General features: G+C 74.8%; 17 protein-coding genes. 15 read left to right on the top strand and 2 right to left on the bottom strand.

From position 1 onward, the window contains the following. The first annotated feature begins 26 nt into the window (after positions 1-26). From KRAD_RS08270 to KRAD_RS08205, 15 genes are all read left to right on the top strand, one after another. Positions 27-1,088 carry an NAD-dependent epimerase/dehydratase family protein gene (locus KRAD_RS08270; RefSeq protein ID WP_012085104.1) on the top strand — a complete coding sequence of 354 codons (1,062 nt, stop codon included), beginning with the start codon at positions 27-29 and terminating at the stop codon, positions 1,086-1,088. Beyond that, on the top strand, positions 1,085-1,630 hold the full coding sequence (gene rfbC, locus KRAD_RS08265) for a dTDP-4-dehydrorhamnose 3,5-epimerase (protein ID WP_012085103.1): 546 nt from the start codon (positions 1,085-1,087) through the stop codon (positions 1,628-1,630). The genes KRAD_RS08270 and rfbC overlap by 4 nt, the downstream gene beginning before the upstream one ends. Continuing rightward, on the top strand, positions 1,627-2,916 hold the full coding sequence (locus KRAD_RS08260; protein ID WP_012085102.1) for an NAD(P)H-dependent oxidoreductase: 1,290 nt from the start codon (positions 1,627-1,629) through the stop codon (positions 2,914-2,916). The genes rfbC and KRAD_RS08260 overlap by 4 nt, the downstream gene beginning before the upstream one ends. Positions 2,917-3,066: 150 nt before the next feature. Then, positions 3,067-5,274, top strand: coding sequence for an HD domain-containing phosphohydrolase (locus KRAD_RS24105; protein WP_049821119.1), 2,208 nt, complete (start codon positions 3,067-3,069; stop codon positions 5,272-5,274). A 56-nt stretch (positions 5,275-5,330) separates the two neighbouring features. Further along, on the top strand, positions 5,331-6,245 hold the full coding sequence (locus KRAD_RS08250) for a Rossmann-like and DUF2520 domain-containing protein (RefSeq protein WP_012085100.1): 915 nt from the start codon (positions 5,331-5,333) through the stop codon (positions 6,243-6,245). After that, positions 6,242-7,108, top strand: coding sequence for a pantoate--beta-alanine ligase (gene panC, locus KRAD_RS08245; protein WP_012085099.1), 867 nt, complete (start codon positions 6,242-6,244; stop codon positions 7,106-7,108). Before KRAD_RS08250 ends, panC begins: the two co-directional genes overlap by 4 nt. 56 nt (positions 7,109-7,164) lie before the next feature. Beyond that, complete coding sequence (gene lysS, locus KRAD_RS08240) at positions 7,165-8,667, top strand: lysine--tRNA ligase (RefSeq protein ID WP_012085098.1); 1,503 nt, start codon at positions 7,165-7,167, stop codon at positions 8,665-8,667. 45 nt (positions 8,668-8,712) lie between these two features. Next, positions 8,713-8,883, top strand: coding sequence for a hypothetical protein (locus KRAD_RS26545; protein ID WP_012085097.1), 171 nt, complete (start codon positions 8,713-8,715; stop codon positions 8,881-8,883). A gap of 118 nt (positions 8,884-9,001) precedes the next feature. Then, positions 9,002-9,367 carry a histone-like nucleoid-structuring protein Lsr2 gene (locus KRAD_RS08235; protein WP_012085096.1) on the top strand — a complete coding sequence of 122 codons (366 nt, stop codon included), beginning with the start codon at positions 9,002-9,004 and terminating at the stop codon, positions 9,365-9,367. Between the two features lie 287 nt (positions 9,368-9,654). Then, entirely contained in the window at positions 9,655-10,629 is a 975-nt protein-coding gene (locus KRAD_RS08230; protein WP_012085095.1) for an ABC transporter ATP-binding protein, read from the top strand. Then, the gene (locus tag KRAD_RS08225; protein ID WP_012085094.1) at positions 10,626-11,462 is read left to right on the top strand and encodes an ABC-2 transporter permease; all 837 of its coding nucleotides are present in this window, start codon (positions 10,626-10,628) and stop codon (positions 11,460-11,462) included. Before KRAD_RS08230 ends, KRAD_RS08225 begins: the two co-directional genes overlap by 4 nt. A 193-nt stretch (positions 11,463-11,655) precedes the next feature. Continuing rightward, positions 11,656-12,687, top strand: coding sequence for a LacI family DNA-binding transcriptional regulator (locus KRAD_RS08220; protein WP_012085093.1), 1,032 nt, complete (start codon positions 11,656-11,658; stop codon positions 12,685-12,687). Continuing rightward, a complete protein-coding gene (locus KRAD_RS08215; protein WP_012085091.1) occupies positions 12,684-14,285 on the top strand; it encodes a UxaA family hydrolase in 1,602 nt (533 codons plus the stop codon). Before KRAD_RS08220 ends, KRAD_RS08215 begins: the two co-directional genes overlap by 4 nt. After that, positions 14,285-15,793: a mannitol dehydrogenase family protein gene (locus KRAD_RS08210; protein WP_041291971.1), complete on the top strand. Its 1,509-nt coding sequence runs from the start codon at positions 14,285-14,287 to the stop codon at positions 15,791-15,793. The genes KRAD_RS08215 and KRAD_RS08210 overlap by 1 nt, the downstream gene beginning before the upstream one ends. Before the next feature lie 2 nt (positions 15,794-15,795). Next, a complete protein-coding gene (locus KRAD_RS08205; RefSeq protein WP_012085089.1) occupies positions 15,796-16,890 on the top strand; it encodes a dienelactone hydrolase family protein in 1,095 nt (364 codons plus the stop codon). Positions 16,891-16,925: 35 nt separating this feature from the next. Here the strand turns inward: KRAD_RS08205 and KRAD_RS08200 are convergent, their stop codons facing one another. Together KRAD_RS08200 and KRAD_RS08195 are read right to left on the bottom strand one after the other, a co-directional pair. Then, positions 16,926-18,014 (bottom strand): Gfo/Idh/MocA family protein, encoded by a 1,089-nt coding sequence (locus KRAD_RS08200; RefSeq protein ID WP_012085088.1) that lies wholly within the window; start codon positions 18,012-18,014, stop codon positions 16,926-16,928. Next, positions 18,011-19,186, bottom strand: a complete 1,176-nt coding sequence (locus KRAD_RS08195; protein ID WP_012085087.1) for a Gfo/Idh/MocA family protein — start codon at positions 19,184-19,186, stop codon at positions 18,011-18,013. The genes KRAD_RS08200 and KRAD_RS08195 overlap by 4 nt, the downstream gene beginning before the upstream one ends. Between the last annotated feature and the right edge of the window lie 13 nt (positions 19,187-19,199).

The following is a 19,199-nucleotide window of genomic DNA, read 5'->3' as shown; positions in this document are numbered from 1 at the left end:
AACCCCTCTAGAACCGGAGAAGCGCTGTGAAGATCGTCGTCACCGGCACCGAGGGCTACCTCGGCGCCCTGCTCGCCCCCACCCTGCTCGAGTCCGGCCACTCGGTGCTGGGCATCGACACCGGCTACTACAAGCAGGGCTGGCTCTACAACGGCATCACCGCCTCGGTGGAGACCCTGGCCAAGGACATCCGCCACGTCACCGTCGAGGACCTCGCCGGGGCCGACGCCGTCGTGCACATGGCCGAGCTGTCCAACGACCCCCTCGGCGAGCTGATCCCCGACGTCACCTACGTGGTGAACCACAAGGGTTCCGTCCGCCTCGCCGAGACCGCCAAGGCCGCGGGCGTCTCCCGCTTCGTCTACATGTCGAGCTGCTCCGTGTACGGCGTGGCCGAGGACACCGTCGACGAGACCTCCGCGGTGAACCCGCAGACGGCCTACGCCGAGTGCAAGGCCCTCGTCGAGCGCGACGTCGCCCCGCTGGCCGACGACGAGTTCTCGCCGGTGTTCATGCGCAACGCGACCGCCTACGGCGCCTCGCCCCGTCAGCGCTTCGACATCGTGCTGAACAACCTCGCCGGTCTCGCCTACACCACCGGCAAGATCGCCATGACCTCCGACGGCTCGCCCTGGCGCCCGCTGGTCCACGGCCTCGACATCGCCAAGTCGATCCGCGCCGTCCTCGACGCCCCGCGCGAGGCGATCCACAACCAGATCTTCAACGTGGGCGACTCCGAACAGGTCTACCGCGTCCGAGAGATCGCCGAGGCCGTCGGCCGCGCGCTGCCCGAGGCCGAGATCACCTTCGGCGAGAGCAACGGCGACAACCGCTCGTACAAGGTGAACTTCGACAAGATCCACTCCACCCTCGAAGGCTTCCGCTGCGACTGGAACGCCGACAAGGGCGCCCAGCAGCTCGTCGACGTCTTCAAGGCCATCGACCTCGACGAGGCCACGTTCAAGGGCAAGGGGCACACCCGCCTCAAGCAGCTCGAGCACCTCATCCGCACCGAGCAGCTCGACAAGGAACTGTTCTGGCGCGTCCAGCCGACCTCGGGGATCGCTGCGACGGGAACTGCGAAGTGAAGATCAGCCAGACTCACATCGAGGGCGTCGCGATCATCGAGCTCGAGGAGCGCGCCGACGACCGCGGGTTCTTCGCCCGCTCGTTCTGCCGCGAGGAGTTCCTCGAGGCCGGCCTGAACCCGGCCGTCGAGCAGTGCAACCTGTCCTTCAACCACAAGGCCGGGACGCTGCGCGGGATGCACACCCAGGTCGACCCCGCCCCGGAGGCCAAGCTGGTGCGCTGCACCGCCGGCGCCATCCAGGACATCATCGTCGACCTGCGCCCGGACTCCCCGACGCGCTTCCAGCACGTCGCCGTCGAGCTCACCGCGGCCAACCGCCGCGCGCTCTACGTCCCGGAGTACTTCGCCCACGGGTACCTCACCCTCACCGACGGCGCCGAGGTCACCTACCAGGTGTCCCAGAGCTACACCCCGGGCACCGAGCGCGGCCTGCGCTGGGACGACCCCGACCTCGCCCTGCCCTGGGCGCGCGACGTGGCCGTCATCAGCGACAAGGACGCGTCCTGGACGCTGCTGGCCGACGGGGCGGTGCTCTCTTGATCATCGTCGACAAGGCGCTGCAGCAGCGCCAGGCCGACGGCCGCCCCATCCGGGTCGCCCTCGTCGGGGCCGGGTTCATGGGCCGCGGCTTCGTCAACCAGGTCGTGAACTCCGTCCCGGGCATGGAACTCGTCGCCATCGCCAACCGGACGGTGTCCAAGGCCCGTGACGCCTACGAGCAGGCCGGGGTCACCGGCGTGGTCGAGGCCGACGACGCGGCCGCCGTCGACCGCGCCATCTCGCAGGGCCGGCCCGTCGTGTCCGGCTCCTACGAGGCCGTCGTCGACGCGGGCCAGGTCGAGGCCGTCGTCGAGGCGACCGGCAACACCGAGTACGGCGCCCACGTCGTGGTCCGCGCCATTGACGCCGGCAAGCACGTCGTGCTGCTCAACGCCGAGGTCGACGGCACCGCCGGCCTCGCGCTGCGCACCCGCGCCGAGAAGGCCGGCGTCATCTACACCGGCTGCGACGGCGACCAGCCCGGCGTGCAGATGAACCTCATCCGCTTCGTGCGCTCCATCGGCGTCACGCCGCTGGTGTCGGGGAACATCAAGGGCCTGCAGGACGAGTACCGCAACCCCACCACCCAGGAGGGGTTCGCCAAGCAGTGGGGCCAGGACCCCTACATGGTGACGAGCTTCGCCGACGGCACCAAGGTGTCCTTCGAGCAGGCGCTGGTCGCCAACGCGGCGGGGTTCAGCGTGGAGAAGCGCGGCATGCGCGGCGCCGACCACCGCGGGCACGTCGACGAGCTGACCACGCACTACGACGTGGACCAGCTGAAGGAGCTCGGCGGCGTCGTCGACTACGTCGTGGGGTCCAAGCCGGGCCCGGGCGTCTACGTCCTCGGCACCCACGACGACCCCAAGCAGCAGCACTACCTGAACCTGTACAAGCTCGGCACCGGGCCGCTGTACTCGTTCTACACGCCGTACCACCTGTGCCACTTCGAGGTGCCGCTGACCGTGGCCCGCGCGGTGCTGTTCGCCGACGCCGCGATCGTGCCCGGCGACGAGGTGAAGGTCGAGGTCGTCACCACGGCCAAGACCGACCTCGCCGCCGGCAAGGAGATCGACCGCCTCGGCGGCTACGACTCCTACGGCGTGGCCGAGACCTACGCGATCACCAAGGCGCAGAACCTGCTGCCCATGGGCGTCGCCGAGGGCGCGGTCCTCAAGCACGCCGTGAAGAAGGACCAGGTCCTCACCTACGACGACGTGGTCCTGCCGCAGGGGCGGCTCATCGACGCCCTGCGCGCCGAGCAGGCGGCCCTGCTGGCGCACTGACGCCGCACCCGCACCCCGACGGCCCCGGACCCCTGGTCCGGGGCCGTCGGCGTTCCGGGACCCCCGACCGGGTGAGCCGGCCGGGCGAGCGGGTGAACGGCGGGCCAGGACCCTCAACCCCGGTGAACGGGTGCCGAATCCCGACGGGTGGTGAAGGGACCGACTCAGAACTACGGCGACGCCGCCCCCGGGACGCAGTGGCGCTCCCGGCCCGCGCTCGCCCTCCTCGTCCGGGCGACGTCCTCGCTGGGCCCCCTGGTCGTCGCCCTCGTCGTCGGCGCCGGGGCCGCGCAGTGGCTGCCCGCGACGCGGACCGGGCTGCCCTGGCCGGTGTGGCTGCTGCTGGTGGTGGGGACCTCCACCGGCGTCCTCGTCGTCCTCTCCCGCTGGCTGCGCGGGCTGCTGCCGCTGTCGGCGCTGCTGCGCCTCAGCCTGGTGCTGCCCGACCGGGTCCCCAGCCGCTTCGAGGTGGCCCGCCGCACCTGGACGCCCGCGGCGCTGGAGGGCGACGCCGCGCCCGGGGGCGAGGTGGTGGGCGCCGAGGGGGGCGCCGCGCAGCGGCTGCTGGCCCTCGTCGGCACCCTCGCCGGCCACGACGCGCGCACCCGCGCCCACGGGGAACGCGTCCAGGCCTACGCCGCCCTCATCGGGCGCGAGCTCGGTCTGTCCGACGACGACGTCGACCGGCTCAGCTGGGTCGCCCTGCTGCACGACGTGGGCAAGGTCCACGTCCCCGTCGAGATCATCAACAAGGACGGCCGCCCCACCGAGGAGGAGTGGGCCACCCTGCAGCAGCACCCCCACCACGGCGGGGAGCTCGTGCAACCGCTGCGCGGCTGGCTGGGGGACTGGCTGGACGGCGTGGAGCAGCACCACGAGCGCTGGGACGGCGGCGGGTACCCGCGCGGTCTGGCCGGGCAGGACATCTCCCTGGCCGCCCGCGTCATCGCCGTGGCCGACACCTACGACGTCATCACCTCCGCCCGCGCCTACAAGAAGCCGATGCCGGCCGAGCAGGCCCGGGCCGAGATCACCCGCTGCGCGGGGGAGCAGTTCGACCCCGAGGTCGTGCGCGCGTTCCTCAGCGTCGGGATCGGCCGCCTGCGCCGCATCGCCGGCCCCGCGACGCTGCTGGCCGCGCTGCCGGGGGTGGGGGTCGCCCCCGCCCAGGCGCTGTCCACCGCCGCGTCGGTCGCGCAGACCGCCGGCGGGCAGGTGGCGGCCGCGGTGCTGTCCGCGGCCGTCGGGGTCGGCGCCGGGTCCGCCGCGGTCGCCGTCGCCTCCACCCCCGCCGCGGCCGTGGAGGCCGCCCCGGCCTCCACGGCGTCCCCGGCCGAGGTCGCCGCCGGGACCCCCCGGGCGGGCTCCGCGACCCCCGCCCCCCGGACCCCGTCGTCCCCCGGGTCGTCGTCCGAGGGGTCGTCCTCCCCGGGATCCTCCGCCTCGTCGTCCGCGGCCTCCTCGACCCTCCCGGTCTTCCCGGCCGCGGCCGCCCCGAGCCCCTCGGCCTCGTCGATCCCGGTCCTCCCGGGTCCCCTCCCGCTGACCGCGGGTCCCGAGGCGTCCCCGTCCTCCCTCGTCCCGTCCACGACGCCGCCGGCCCGCGGGACGACGGGCCCCCGCCCCGCGGCGACCCCCGGAGCGGCGACGCGTCCCGCTGCACCCGCCAGCCGGACGACGGCCCCCACGGCCGGGGGTGCGTCGGCGGTGAAGCCGTCGACGGGTGCGCCCAAGCCCAAGCCGTCGACGGGTGCGTCGAAGCCCAAGCCGTCGACGGGTGCGTCGAAGCCCAAGCCGTCGACGGGTGCGTCGAAGCCCAAGCCGTCGACGGGTGCGTCGAAGCCCAAGCCGTCGACGGGTGCGTCGAAGCCCAAGCCGTCGACGGGTGCGTCGAAGCCCAAGCCGTCGACCGGTACGCCGAAGCCCAAGCCGTCGACCGGTACGCCGAAGCCGAAGCCGTCCGAGCCGGCGGGTCCGAAGCCCAAGCCGTCCGAGCCGGCGGGTCCGAAGCCGGAACCGTCCGAGCCGGCGGGTCCAAAGCCGGAACCGTCGACCGGTGCACCGAAGCCGGAGCCCTCGACCGGTGCGCCCAAGCCGGGACCGTCGACGGCTGCGCCCGAGCCAACCGGTGCGCCGGAACCGCCGAACCCTCCGGCACCCCCTGTGCCCAACCCGCCGGGGTCCAACCCGCCGGGGTCCAACCCGCCGGGGTCCAACCCGCCCGCCCCCAACCCGCCGGGGTCCAACCCGCCGGGGTCCAACCCGCCCGCCCCCAACCCGCCCGTCCCCAACCCGCCCGGCGGGGCCCCGAGGCCCCCGGCAGCGCCCGCCGGGACGCCGGGTCACCTCGGCGGCTGAAGGCTCCTCCCGACGGCGCCCGGGTGAGCCGCGGGCACGCGGGCTAGGGTGCCGCGGTGGGTTCGCAGGCGGGACGCTTGGACGTCGCGGTGGTCGGCGCCGGCCGGGTGGGGCCGGTGCTCGGGGCGGCGATGCGCGCCGCCGGGCACCGCATCACCGGGGTCGCGGCCCGCACGCGCGGGGCCGCCGAGCGCGTCGAGGCGCTGCTGCCGGACGTGCCGTGGATCGAACCCGCCGAGGCGTTCGCCGCCGACCTCGTCCTGCTCGCCGTGCCCGACGACGTCCTCGGACCGCTCGTCGCCGACCTCGCCCCGCACGTCCGCCCCGGCCAGCTCGTGGTGCACACCTGCGGCCGGCACGGCACCGGCGTCCTGGACCCCGCCGCCGCCCGGGGGGCCCTCCCGCTGGCCCTGCACCCGGCGATGACGTTCACCGGGACCTCCCTGGACCTGCAGCGCCTCCTCGGGGCGGCCGTCGCGGTCACCAGCTCCGCCGTCCTCGCCCCCGTCGCCGACGCCCTGGTGCGGGAGTGGGGCTGCACCCCCGTCGGGGTCGCCGAGGGCGACCGCGCGCTCTACCACGCCTCGCTGGCCCACGGGTCGAACCACCTCGTCACCCTGGTCGCCCAGGCCCTCGACGCGGCGCGCGCCGCCGTCGGCGAGGACGCCGGGCGGGTGCTGCGGCCGCTGCTGCAGGCCGCCCTCGACAACGTCCTGGACCGCGGCGACGACGCCCTCACCGGGCCCGTCGCCCGCGGGGACGCCGGGACGGTCGCGACCCACCTCGGCGTCCTCGCCGCCCACGACCCCGGCACCGCCGCGACCTACGCCCAGCTCGCGGGGGCCGCCGCCGACCGCGCACAGGCGTCGGGCAGGCTGCCCGACGCGCCGGCCGAAGCCGTGCGCGCCGCCATCGAGACCGCCACCAGCACCGCCGCCCGCCCGGCGCCGCCCGCACCTGGAGAACCGTGAGCCTCCCCACCGACCTGACGGTCGCCCGCACCCGCACCGAGCTCGCCGCGGCCCGTGCCGCCCTCGAGGGCCCGGTCGCCGTGGTCATGACGATGGGGGCGCTGCACGCCGGGCACGCCCGGCTCATCGAGGAGGCCCGCCGCCGGGCCCCGTCGGTGCTCGTGACGATCTTCCTCAACCCGTTGCAGTTCGGGGCGGGGGAGGACCTGGCCCGCTACCCGCGCACCCTCGACGACGACCTGCGGCTGGCCGCCGCGGCCGGTGCCGACGTCGTGTTCGCCCCCGCCCCCGACGTCGTCTACCCCGACGGCGACCCCGGCGTGCGGGTCGCGGCCGGACCGCTGGGGACCGTCCTGGAGGGGGCCAGCCGCCCCGGCCACTTCGACGGGGTCCTCACGGTCGTGGCGAAGCTGCTCCACCTGACGCGCGCCGACCTCGCGCTCTTCGGGCAGAAGGACGCCCAGCAGCTGCTGCTGGTGCGCCGGATGGTCCGCGACCTCGACCTCGGGGTCGACGTCGTCGCCGTCCCCACCGTGCGCGAGGACGACGGCCTGGCGATGTCCAGCCGCAACCGCTACCTCACCCCCTTCGACCGCGAGGTCGCCCTGGTGCTGCAGCGGGCGCTGCGGGCGGGGGCGGCGGCCGCGGGCGAGGGGCCCAGCGCCGTGCGCCGCGCCGCGCGCGACGTGCTCCTCGCCGAGCCCGCGGCCCGCGTCGACTACCTGGCCCTGGTCGACCCCCACGACCTCGCCGACGTCCCCGAGCACCACCGCGGGGAGGCGCTGCTGGCCGTCGCGGCCCGGGTGGGCTCGACCCGGCTCATCGACAACGTCCCCCTCGTCGTCGGGCGCCCGCTCGACTGAGCGGAGCCGTCTAACCTTGCGGCGTGAGTGAGACGCAGGTCCCGAGGGAGACGAACGTGGTGGACGGGCCCGACGAGGAGTTCGAGGACGTCCCCGAACAGGTCAGGGTCCGCCGGGAGAAGCGCGACCGGATCCTCGCCGCCGGCGGGGAGGCCTACCCGGTGTCGGTGCCGCGCACCGACTCCCTCGCCGACCTGCGCGAGCGCTACGCCCACCTCGAGGCGGGGGAGGAGACGACCGACCAGGTCGGCGTCACCGGGCGGGTGGTGTTCCTGCGCGGCACCGGGAAATTGGCGTTCGCGACCCTCCAGGAGGGCGACGGCACCCGGTTGCAGGTCATGGTCTCCCGCGACGGGGTCGGCGAGGACGCCCTGGCGGCGTGGAAGTCCGACGTGGACCTGGGCGACATCGTGTTCGTCCACGGGAACGTCATCTCCTCCCGGCGCGGGGAGCTGTCGGTCCTCGCCGACTCCTGGCGGATGGCCTCGAAGTCGTTGCGGCCGCTGCCGGTCCTGCACAAGGAACTGTCCGAGGAGACCCGGGTCCGCCAGCGCTACGTCGACCTCATCGTCCGCGAGGCCGCCCGCACCAACGTCCGCGCCCGCTCCAACGTCGTGCGCGCGCTGCGCCGCACCCTGGAGGACCGCGGATTCCTCGAGGTCGAGACGCCCATGCTGCAGACCCTGCACGGCGGGGCCAGCGCGCGGCCCTTCGTGACGCGCTCGAACGCGTTCGACACCGAGCTCTACCTGCGGATCGCCCCCGAGCTCTTCCTCAAGCGCTGCGTCGTCGGCGGCATCGAGCGCGTCTTCGAGATCAACCGGAACTTCCGCAACGAGGGCGCGGACTCCACCCACTCCCCGGAGTTCGCCATGCTCGAGACCTACCAGGCCTGGGGCGACTACGACTCGATCGGGGAGCTGACCCGGGCCCTGGTCCAGAACGCCGCGACCGAGGCGTTCGGCACCCAGCTCGTGACCCTCGCCGACGGCTCGGAGTACGACCTCGGGGGGGAGTGGACCTCGATCTCGATGTACCCGTCGCTGTCGGCGTCGCTGGGCGAGGAGATCACCCCGGAAACCCCCAGGGAACACCTCATCGGGATCGCGGAACGCCTGGGAATCAGCGTCGACACCGTGCGCTGGACGCACGGAAAGCTCGTCGAAGAGCTCTGGGAACACCGGATCGCCGATTCCCTGCATTCTCCGACGTTCGTGCGCGACTTCCCCGTCGAAACGTCCCCGCTGGTGCGCGGGCACCGGGAGCTGCCCGGGGTCGTGGAGAAGTGGGACCTGTACGTGCGGGGATTCGAGCTCGCCACCGGCTATTCCGAGCTCGTGGACCCCGTCGTGCAGCGCGAGCGCTTCGTCGAGCAGGCCCGCCTCGCCGACCTCGGCGACGACGAGGCCATGCGCATCGACGAGGACTTCCTGCGCGCCCAGGAGCACGGCATGCCCCCCACGGGCGGCATGGGCATGGGCATCGACCGGCTGCTGATGGCGCTGACGGGCCTCGGGATCCGCGAGACCATCACGTTCCCGCTGGTCAAGCCGCGCTGAGCGGATCCCGCGGGGGAGGAGGCCCGGCGGACGTAAGCTGGGGGCGTGGACTACCTCGCCGCTCTGCTGCCGTCCGCCGGGCTCCTGGTCCTCTTCCTGGTCCTGATGCGCTCGATCCTGCACGCCGACCGCCGCGAACGGGCGGCGATCGCGAAGGAGCGGGCCGGGCGGGGAACCGCCCCGGAAAGCGCCGACGGTTCCGGCCCGGCTTCCTGAAGCCTTTTCCGCCTTTCCGCGAGTTGATTTGACCCGGTGCGCCGGAATGCGTCAGAGTGACGTTCGTCCGGTGCACCCCGCGGTCGGACGATGATTCTTCGCGAAAGGTTGCCCGCTCATGGCGCAGAAGGTCCAGGTCCTCCTCGTCGACGACATCGACGCCGGTGAGGCGTCGGAGACGCTGACCTTCTCCCTCGACGGGGTCAACTACGAGATCGACCTCTCCGAGGAGCACGCCGCCGCCCTGCGCGAGGCCTTCGCCCCCTGGGTCGGGCACGCCCGCCGCGTCAGCGGCCGCGCGACCCCGGGCCGCCGCAGCAGCGCTCCCCGCCAGGCCGCGGCGAAGTCCGGCGGCGAGGGCGACAGCGGCCCCCAGCGCGACACCGGCGAGGTCCGCACCTGGGCCCGGGAGAACGGCTACACCGTCTCCGACCGCGGCCGGATCTCCGCGGAGATCCTCCAGGCCTTCGACGACGCGCACTGACCCCCGGCGCCGCCCCCGCGCGGCGCCCCGGTGGACCACGGACGGCCCCGGACGCAGCGACCCCGTCGCCGCGTCCGGGGCCGTCGTTCGTGCGCGCGCCGTTCGTCGTCGCCGCGTCGGCGGGGCATCGGCGGTGCGTCGCGGGTGCGCACCCCCTCCGGTGGCCCCGCCCGCGCCGATCACCACCCTGGGCGGGACACCGGGTGCGCCCATCGGCTGATGTGGGCGCGGTCACACCCCCGCGAGGATGAGGACGTCACCCCGTCCACCACCCGAAGGGTCATCCCATGATCGAGGCGGTCGGCCTGCGCAAGGTCTACGGCAAGAAGGTCGCGGTGCACGACCTCAGCTTCACCGTGCGCCCGGGCATCGTCACCGGGTTCCTCGGACCCAACGGGTCCGGCAAGTCCACCACCATGCGGATGGTCGTGGGGCTGGACCGCCCGACCGCCGGCCAGGTGCTCGTCGACGGCAAGCCCTTCTCCGCGCACCGCGCCCCGCTCTCGTCCGTGGGCGCCCTCCTGGACGCCAAGGCCGTGCACACCGGCCGCTCGGCGTACCGGCACCTGCAGGCGATGGCCGCCACCGCCGGCATCCCGACCTCCCGGGTGGACGAGGTCATCGACCTCGTCGGCCTGGGTGAGGTCGCCCGCAAGCGGGCCGGGGGGTTCTCCCTCGGCATGGGCCAGCGCCTCGGCATCGCCTCGGCGCTGCTGGGCGACCCGAGCACCGTCATGTTCGACGAGCCGGTCAACGGCCTCGACCCCGACGGCATCCTGTGGATCCGCAACCTCATGAAGGACCTGGCCCGCGAGGGCCGGGCCGTGTTCGTGTCCTCCCACCTCATGAGCGAGATGGCGCTGACCGCCGAGCACCTCGTCGTCATCGGCAGGGGCCGGCTCATCGCCGACGAGAGCGTGCGCGACTTCATCGCCCGCGTCCAGCCGCGCGGGGTCACCGTCCGCTCCCCGCAGGCCGAGCAGCTGCGCGAGCTCGTCACCGCGGCGGGCGGCACCCTCACCCCGCTGGAGGACGGCGGCTGGGACGTGCGCGGGCTGTCCGCGGAGGCCATCGGCGACGCCGCGGCCGTCCGCGGGGTCGCCCTGCACGAGCTCACCACCGTCAAGGCCTCCCTCGAGGAGGCGTTCATGGAGCTCACGGCCGGTGCCGTGGAGTACCAGGCCCACCCCACCGGCGGCCCCGGGGAACCGGTCGCCGTCCCCGGTCCCCCCGCCCGTACCCCCCAGGAGGTGTCGCGGTGAGCGCGACCACGGTCCAGGCCCAGCAGTTCGTCCCCGTCGAGCGCCGGGTCACCTTCCCGGGGCTGCTGAGGTCGGAGTGGATCAAGTTCTGGAGCGTCCGCTCCGTCGTGGTGACGATGGCGGTGTCCTTCGTCGCGATCGTGGGGCTCGGCGTCCTCATCTCCTTCGCCACCCGCTCCGCGCTGGGCGACGTCGAGGGGGCGCAGGCGATGGCGGCCAACGGCGTCGACGCGACGGGCGCGAGCATGACCGGCGCGCAGCTGGCCAGCCTCATCGTGGCCGCCGTCGGCGTCATCGTCATCGCCGGGGAGTTCTCCACCGGCATGATCCGCACCTCCTTCGCGGTGGCTCCGGGGCGGATCGGCGTGTACCTGGCCAAGGCGCTGGTGCTGGCGGTGAACGTCGCGGTGCTCATGGGCGTCGCCGTGTTCGCCGCGTTCTTCCTCGGCCAGGCCGTGCTGGAGGCCCGCGGCTTCGGCGCCTCGATCGGTGACGACCACGTCCTGCGGGCCCTGCTGGGCAACGTCGTGCTGCTCGTCGGGGTGGCGCTGGCCGGCCTCGGCGTGGGCGCCCTGCTGCGCAACTCCGCCGGCGCGATCTGCACCGTGCTCGCGGCGATCTTCGTGGTGCCGCTGCTGCTCATGGCCGTCCCGGAGAGCTGGGGCGGGGACACCCTCAGCAAGTACTTCTTCGCCAACACGACGACCAACCTCGCCGCCGTCGTCGAGAACCCGGCGTTCCTCGCCCCGGGCGCGGGGCTGGCCGCGTTCGCGCTCTGGGTCGCGGTCCTCCTCGGCCTCGGGGGGCTGGCGGTGAAGACCCGCGACGTCTGAGCGACGCAGCGCGAGCGGTGCCGAGGGCCCGTGGACCACCCGGGGGGGAGTGGTCCGCGGGCCCTGCCGCGTCCCGGCGCCCGGGTGGTCCCGCCCCGGTCCCGCCCCGGTCCCGCCCCGGTAGCGGGAAGGAGCTTGACACTCGATGAAAACCTTTGCATTGTGAGCAGCAACAACGTCGTCGGGGGGCTCCATGGCTGTGACCATCCACGAGGTGGCCCGCCGGGCCGGCGTGTCCGTCTCCACCGTCTCCCGCGCCCTCGCGGTGCCCGACCTGGTCCGCGCCAGCACCCGCGACCGCGTCCTCGCGGTGGCCGACGAGCTCGGCTACCAGCCCAACCGGGCCGCGCGCGGCCTCATCACCGGCCGCACCGGCAACATCGGCGTCGTCGTCCCCGACGTCGCCAACCCCTTCTTCAGCGCGGTCCTCAAGGGCGCCCACGCCCGCGCCCGCGAGGCCCAGCAGGTCGTCTTCCTCGCCGACGCCGCCGAGGACCCCCGGGTCGAGGCCGAGCTGGTCGCGGCCATGGGCAAGCAGGTCGACGGCATCGTCCTGTGCTCGGCCCGGATGAGCGACGAGGACCTCGAGCGCAGCGCGGGGACGACACCCATGGTGCTGGTCAACCGCCGCAGCCCCGGCCTGCCCAGCGTGCTCATGGACTCCGCCGACGGCATGCGCCAGGCCGTCGAGCACGTCGTCGCCCTCGGCCACCGCCGCATCGCCCACCTCAGCGGACCCGTGCGCTCCTGGTCCACCGCCGAGCGCCTCCGCGGTCTGCGCGCGGCCGCGGCCGCCGCCGGCGTCGACGTCGTCGAGCTCGGGCCCTTCCCGCCCACCTTCGAGGCCGGGCTGCCCGCGGCCGACCTCGTGCTCGCCAGCGGCGCGACCGCCGTGCTCGCCTACAACGACCTCATGGCGCTCGGCGTCCTCAACCGCCTCGCCGTCCGCGGCGTCGTCACCCCCGCCGAGATGAGCGTCGTGGGCTTCGACGGCATCCAGATGTCGGCCATGACCACCCCCGCCCTCACCACCGTGGCGATGCCGACCGAACCCGCCGGGCGGGCCGCGGTCGACCTGCTGCTCGACGTCCTGGCCCACCCCGAGCACCACTCCGGAGCCACGCGGACGCTGCCGTCCCAGCTCGTGGTCCGGTCCACCACCGTCCCGCCGCTGCCGCAGGCCGTGCGCGCCGACGCCCCCGCCCCGCTGGAGGCCCTCTCGTGACGACGTCCACCCCCCTCCCCGCCCGCACCGCGGCCCCGCTGCTGCGGCTGGCCCCGGGCGACACCGTCGCCGTCGCCCGCGAGGCGCTCGCGGCCGGCACCGCCGTCGACCTCGCCGCGCTGGGGGAGGCGGGCGCGCTGACCGTGCGCACCGACGTCCCCGCCGGGCACAAGGTCGCGCTGCGCGACGTCGCGGCCGGGGAGGCGGTGCGCAAGTACGGCCAGCTCATCGGTCTCGCTTCCGCCCCGATCGCCGCGGGCGAGCACGTCCACGTGCACAACCTCGCCTTCACCGCCTCGCAGGCCGGGGCCGGCAGCGCCGACGCCGGGCCGGGCGGCTACGCCGTCGGCGTCGACGCCCGCCCCACCCCGCTCGTGCCGCCGGCCGAGCGCCGCACCTTCGACGGCATCGTGCGCGCCGACGGCCGGGTCGCGACGCGCAACTACATCGGGATCCTCACCTCGGTGAACTGCTCCGCCACCGCGGCCCGGCGCATCGCCGACACCTTCCGCTGGCCCGGGGCGCTGGACGCCTACCCGAACGTCGACGGGGTCGTCGCGCTCACCCACGGCACCGGCTGCGGCATGGACGCCCTCGGCGAGGGGGCGCAGCTGCTGCGGCGCACCATCTCCGGCTACGCGCGCCACCCCAACTTCGCGGCCCTGCTCGTCATCGGCCTCGGCTGCGAGGTGAACCAGGTCGCTGCGCTCACCTCCGGCTTCGACCTGCCCCCGGAGGTCCCCGTCGTCGCCATGACGATCCAGGAGATCGGCGGCACCACCCGCACCGTCGCCGCCGGGGTGGAACGCGTCCGGGAGCTGCTGCCCGTCGTCGACGCCGTCCGCCGCGTCCCGGTCCCGGCCTCCGAGCTCGTCCTCGGCCTCAACTGCGGCGGCAGCGACGCCTGGTCCGGGGTCACCGCCAACCCCGCCCTCGGCGTCGCCTCCGACCTGCTCGTGGCGCAGGGCGGCACCTCGGTGCTCGCCGAGACGCCGGAGGTCTACGGCGCCGAGCACCTGCTGACCCGCCGCGCCCGCGACCCCGAGGTGGCGGCGAAGCTGGTCCGCCGCATCCGCTGGTGGGAGGAGTACACCGCGGCCCACGGCGGCAGCATGGACAACAACCCCTCGCCCGGGAACAAGGCGGGCGGGCTGACGACGATCCTGGAGAAGTCCCTCGGCGCCGTGGCCAAGGGCGGTTCCGCTGCGCTGGAAGCCGTCTACGAGTACGCCGAGCCCATCACGGCCAAGGGGTTCACCTTCATGGACACCCCCGGCTACGACCCCGTCTCCGTCACCGGGCTCGTCGCGGGCGGGGCCAACGTCGTCTGCTTCACCACCGGGCGCGGCTCGGTGTTCGGCTGCAAACCCGCCCCGAGCATCAAGCTCGCCACCAACTCCGAGGTGTACGCCCGGATGGACGAGGACATGGACGTCGACTGCGGGCGCGTCCTCACCGGGGAGCAGACCGTGGAGGAGGCCGGGCGGGAGCTGTTCGAGCTGATCCTCGAGGTCGCCTCCGGGCGGCGCAGCAAGAGCGAGGAGCTCGGCGTCGGCGACGAGGAGTTCCAGCCGTGGCAGCTCGGGGCGGTGATGTGATGAGCACCCCCGCACCGGCGCCGCGCCTCTCGCTGGGCACCCTCGACGCCGTCGAGGCCGGGCACCGCCCGCGCGTGGACCCCCGCGCCCTCGGGGTCGGCGTCGTGCACCTCGGCATCGGCGCCTTCCACCGCGCCCACCAGGCCGTCTACACCGAGGACGCCGTCGCCGCCGCCGGCGGCGACTGGGGCATCTGCGGGGTCACCCAGCGCAGCCGCTCCGTCGTGGAGCAGCTCGGCCCGCAGGACGGGCTGTACACCGTGCTCGCCCACGACGCCGGCGGCAGCTCGGCCCGCGTCGTCGGCGCCGTGCGCGAGCTGCTGTTCGCGGGGGAGGAACCCGGGCGCCTGCGCGCCCTGATCGCCGCGCCCACCACCCGCCTCGTCACGCTGACGGTCACCGAGAAGGGCTACCGCCACGACCCGGCCACCGGGCGGCTGCGGCGCGCGGACCCCGACGTCGCCGCCGACCTCGACGGCTGGTCCACCGCCCGCCCGCCGCGCACCGTCGTGGGGCAGCTCGTCGCGGGCCTGGCCGCCCGCCGGGCCGCCGACGCGGGCCCGGTCACGCTGCTCTCCTGCGACAACCTGCCCGCCAACGGGGCGGTGCTGCGCGGCCTCGTCGGGGACTTCTGCGCCGCCCTGCCCGACGGCGACGGCCTGCGGGAGTGGATCGCGGCGTCGGTGCGCTTCCCCTCCTCCATGGTCGACCGGATCGTGCCCGCCACGACCCCCGCCGACCGCGACCAGGTGCAGCGCCTGCTGGGGCTGCGCGACGAGGGCGTCGTCGTCACCGAGCCGTTCCGCCAGTGGGTCGTCGAGGACGACTTCGCCGCCGGGCGCCCGGCGTGGGAGCGCGCCGGGGCCGTCCTCACCGCCGACGTCGCGCCCTACGAGGCGATGAAGCTGCGGCTGCTCAACGGCAGCCACTCCACGCTGGCCTACCTGGGCCTGCTGGCCGGGCACGAGCACGTCGCCGACGCCGTCGCCGACGACGGGATCGCCGCGCTCGTGGACCGCCTCATGGCGCACGACGTCGTGCCGACCCTGGCCGTGCCGGACGGGTTCGACGTGGCGCGCTACCGGCAGGACCTGCTGGACCGCTTCGCCAACCCCGCGCTGCACCACCGCACCCTGCAGATCGCGATGGACGGCAGCCAGAAGCTCCCGCAGCGCCTGCTGGGGACGATCTCCGACGCGCTGGCCGCCGGGCGCGAACCCCGGGCGGCCTGCCTGGGGGTCGCCGCCTGGATGCGGTACGTCTCCACCGGGCGCTCGGAAGCCGGGGTGGCGCTGCCGGTCGACGACCCGCTGGCCGCGCGCCTGGGCGAGGTCACCGCGGGCGCCGGGTCGCCCGCGGCCGTCGTCGACGCGCTGCTGGGGCTGCCGGAGGTCTTCGGCACGGACCTGCCCGCCGACGCCCGCTTCCGCGCGCTGGTCGAGGAGGCGCTGGAGGTCCTGACCCGGGACGGGGTGGCGGGGGCGGTCCGCGAGAGCGTCGCGAGCTGAGGGTGGAGGACCCCGCCGACGCGCTGGAGGGTTTCGAGGACTGGCCCGCCTTCCTGGGCCGGGAACTGCCCGCGCGCAGCGGCCCGCCCGACCTGGCCGCGGTGCTGGGGCTGCCCCGCCGGCCCCCGCCGCCGCGGGTGCACGAGGAGGGATCGCGCCGGGTCGGCGACGTCGAGGTCAGCGCGCTGTCCTGGGACGTCGGCTTCGGCCCGCGGACCCGGGCCTTCCTGCTGCGTCCCGCGGGCGCGGACGGGGTCCTGCCGGGGGTGCTCGGCCTGCACTGCCACGGCGGGGTGAAGTGGACCGGCGCCGCCAAGCTCGTCGACGACGGCACGCCCCCGCCCGACGCCGCGCCCCGCTTCCCCGGCTACGGCGGGCGCGCCGCGGCCAACGCCCTGGCCCGGCGCGGTTTCGCCGTCCTGGTCCACGACGCGTTCTCCTGGGGCAGCCGCCGGTTCCCGCTGACGCGGCCCTCCCCGAAGTGGGCGCCCTGGCTCGCGGCCCTGGCGGCGGACCGGGCGGCGCGCGGCGTCGAGGACGGCCCGGCGCAGCGCTACGACGCGCACGCCCAGCTGCACGAGGAGACCCTCGCCAAGGCGGCCGGCGTGCTGGGCACGACGTTCACGGGGGCGGTCCTCCACGAGGACCTGGTGGCCCTCGACGTCCTCGCCGCCCGGCCCGGGACCGACCCGCACCGGCTGGGGGCCTTCGGGTTCTCCGGCGGCGGTGGGCGCGCGCTGCTGCTGGCGGCCCTGGACGAACGCGTCCGCGCCCACGTCGTCGCCTGCATGCTCTCCACGACGGACGCGCTGGTGGGCCGGTACCTGGACACCCACTCGTGGCTGCTGCACTCGCCCGGGCTGGCCCGCTTCGCCGACCTGCCCGACCTCACCGCGCGGCGCCCGCTGCTCGTGCAGTACGCGGTGGACGACCCGCTGTTCCCGCCCGGGGGGATGCGCGCCGCCCACGAGCGCCTCCTGGCCCGGCACGCGGCCACCGGCACCTACCGCGGGGAGCAGCACCCCGGCGGCCACCGCTTCGACGTCGCGATGCAGGACCGGGCGTGGGCGTTCCTGGAGCAGCACCTGACGGGCTGACGCGGCGCCGGTGGGGGGCCACCGGCGCCGCGGCCTCACCGCGGCCGGGGGACCGGCGAGAGGTCCGCCGCCTCCAGCTGCGCGCGGATCGCGAGCTCCACCGCCGTGAACGCGTGCTCCTGGGTCATCGCCGTCTCGGTGCGCTGCAGGCAGTCCAGCACGAGCTGGCCGAAGAACGGGTACCCCACCTCCCCGTCGAGGTGGAAGTGCTGCTCGCCCTGCCCGTTGACCAGGAACAGGTGCCCGGGGCCGTCCTGGGTGCCGATGTTCGCGTACTTGCGCTGCTCGATGAACCCCTCGGTGCCCAGGACGAACGAGCGGCCGTCCCCCCAGGTCTGCAGGCCGTCGGGGGTGAACCAGTCGCAGCGGAAGTACCCGGTGGCCCCGGTGTCGGTCACCAGGTTCGCGTCGCCGAAGTCGTCGAAACCCGGGTGCTCCGGGTGCGCGTAGTTCGCGATCTGGCTGTTGACGACCCGGGCGCCGGCGGCGCCGGTGTAGTGCAGGATCTGGTCGACGTTGTGGCTGCCGATGTCGATGAGGATGCCGCCGTGCTGCTCGCGGTCGAAGAACCACCCCGGGCGGGTGGGGGCGCTGAGCCGGTGCGGGCCGAGTCCCACGACCTGCAGCACCTTCCCGATGGCCCCCTGCTCGATGAGCTGCCCGGCGAACACCGCCGTCTCCACGTGGACCCGCTCGGAGTAGTAGACGGCGTACTTGCACCCGGTGCGCGCCACCGCCTCCCGCGCGGCGGCGAGCTGCTCGAGCGTGGTCAGGGGCGCCTTGTCGCTGAAGTAGTCCTTGCCCGCCGCCATCACCCGCAGGCCGAGCGCGCACCGCTGCGCCGGGATCGCCGCCCCCGCCACCAGCCGCACCTCCGGGTCGGCCAGGACCTCCTCCTCCGAGCGCGCGACCCGCACCTGCGGGAAGCGCTCGCGGAACCGCTCCACCTTCACCGGGTCGGGGTCGTGCACCCACTTCAGGGTGGCGCCGGCCCCAATGAGGCCTTCGCACATGCCGTACGCGTGACCGTGCTCCAGGCCGATCGCCGCGACGACGAACTCCCCGGCCTCGACGACGGGCGCGGGCCGGGGGGCGGGGGCGTAGGTGCCGCCGTCGGCGCTCACCGGCCGGCCCCGATCCCCGCGCCCGAGCCCGGCACGCTGATCGACCCCGCGAGGTCGGTGACGGAGGCGGACTTGGCGAAGAACCGCGGGGCCCGCTCGGCCAGCGTCCCGGGCCGCGCGTACGGGTCGTCGCCGCTCAGCGGGAGGTCGACGGTGCGGCGCTCGATGCCCGCCCGGTAGATCGCGGTGATCAGCTCGATGGTGCGGCGGCCGTCGTGGCCGTCGACGGCGGGGCGGCAGCCGGTCTCCAGGGCGGTCAGGACGTCGTCGACCTGTCCCCGGTGACCGGTGTGGGCCAGCGGGCGGTGCGCCGCGGCCAGCGCCCGCAACCGCCCGGCGAGCTCGGTGTCGCCCTCCGGGGCGGGGAACCCGTTGGGCTGGGCGAGCTCGGCGACGACCTCGCCGTCCAGGGCCACGCTCGCGCGGCGGCCCTGCACGACGATGCGCTGCCGCTCGCCGTGGGAGACGACGGAACTGGTGATCGTCGCCAGCGCCCGCTCGTAGGCCAGGACCGCGACCGAGAGGTCCTCGACCTCGGCGTTCTCGTGCGCGGCGTTGGTGAGCGCGGCCGTCACCGACCGCGGGGCGCCCAGCAGCCACAGCAGCAGGTCGACGTGGTGCACGGCGTGGTTGAGGGTGCAGCCGCCGCCCTCCTCCGCCCAGGTGCCGCGCCACCACAGGTCGTAGTAGCCCAGGCCCCGCCACCAGGCGGAGTCCACCTGGACGTGCGAGACGGGACCGGCCAGGCCGGAGTCCAGGGCCGCCTTCAACCGCACCACGTCGTCACGGAACCGGTTCTGCGCCACCGAGGAGAACACCGCGCCGCCCTCGCGCTCGGCGCGCAGGATCGCGTCGCACGCGGCGAGGGAGGGGGCCATGGGCTTCTCGCAGAGCACGTTGACGCCCGCGCGCAGGAGGTCGACGCTCACCTCCTCGTGGGTGGAGGGCGGGCTGCAGACGCTGACGAGGTCGACGTCCCCGCGCTCGAGCAGCTCCCGGTGCGAGGTGTGCACCCCCGCCCCCTCCAGGCCGAACTCCCGACGGCGGGCCTGCGCCCGCTCGGGGAAGACGTCGACGAGGGCGACGACGGTGCAGCGCTGCGGGAAGTCGAGGTAGGCCTGCAGGTGGGAGGCGGAGATGCCCCCGGTGCCGACGACGGCGACTCTGATCACGTGCTCGCTCCTG

This window comes from Kineococcus radiotolerans SRS30216 = ATCC BAA-149, from assembly GCF_000017305.1.
Classification (GTDB): Bacteria; Actinomycetota; Actinomycetes; order Actinomycetales; family Kineococcaceae; genus Kineococcus; species Kineococcus radiotolerans.
This window is presented reverse-complemented; position numbering and strand designations above follow the sequence as displayed.

Excerpts from the sequence above, each read along its gene's own strand:
- KRAD_RS08235 (WP_012085096.1), top strand. The coding sequence starts at position 9,002 with ATGGCGCAGAAGGTCCAGGTCCTCCTCGTCGACGACATCGACGCCGGT.
- KRAD_RS08230 (WP_012085095.1), top strand. The coding sequence starts at position 9,655 with ATGATCGAGGCGGTCGGCCTGCGCAAGGTCTACGGCAAGAAGGTCGCG.
- KRAD_RS08220 (WP_012085093.1), top strand. The coding sequence starts at position 11,656 with ATGGCTGTGACCATCCACGAGGTGGCCCGCCGGGCCGGCGTGTCCGTC.
- KRAD_RS08210 (WP_041291971.1), top strand. The coding sequence starts at position 14,285 with ATGAGCACCCCCGCACCGGCGCCGCGCCTCTCGCTGGGCACCCTCGAC.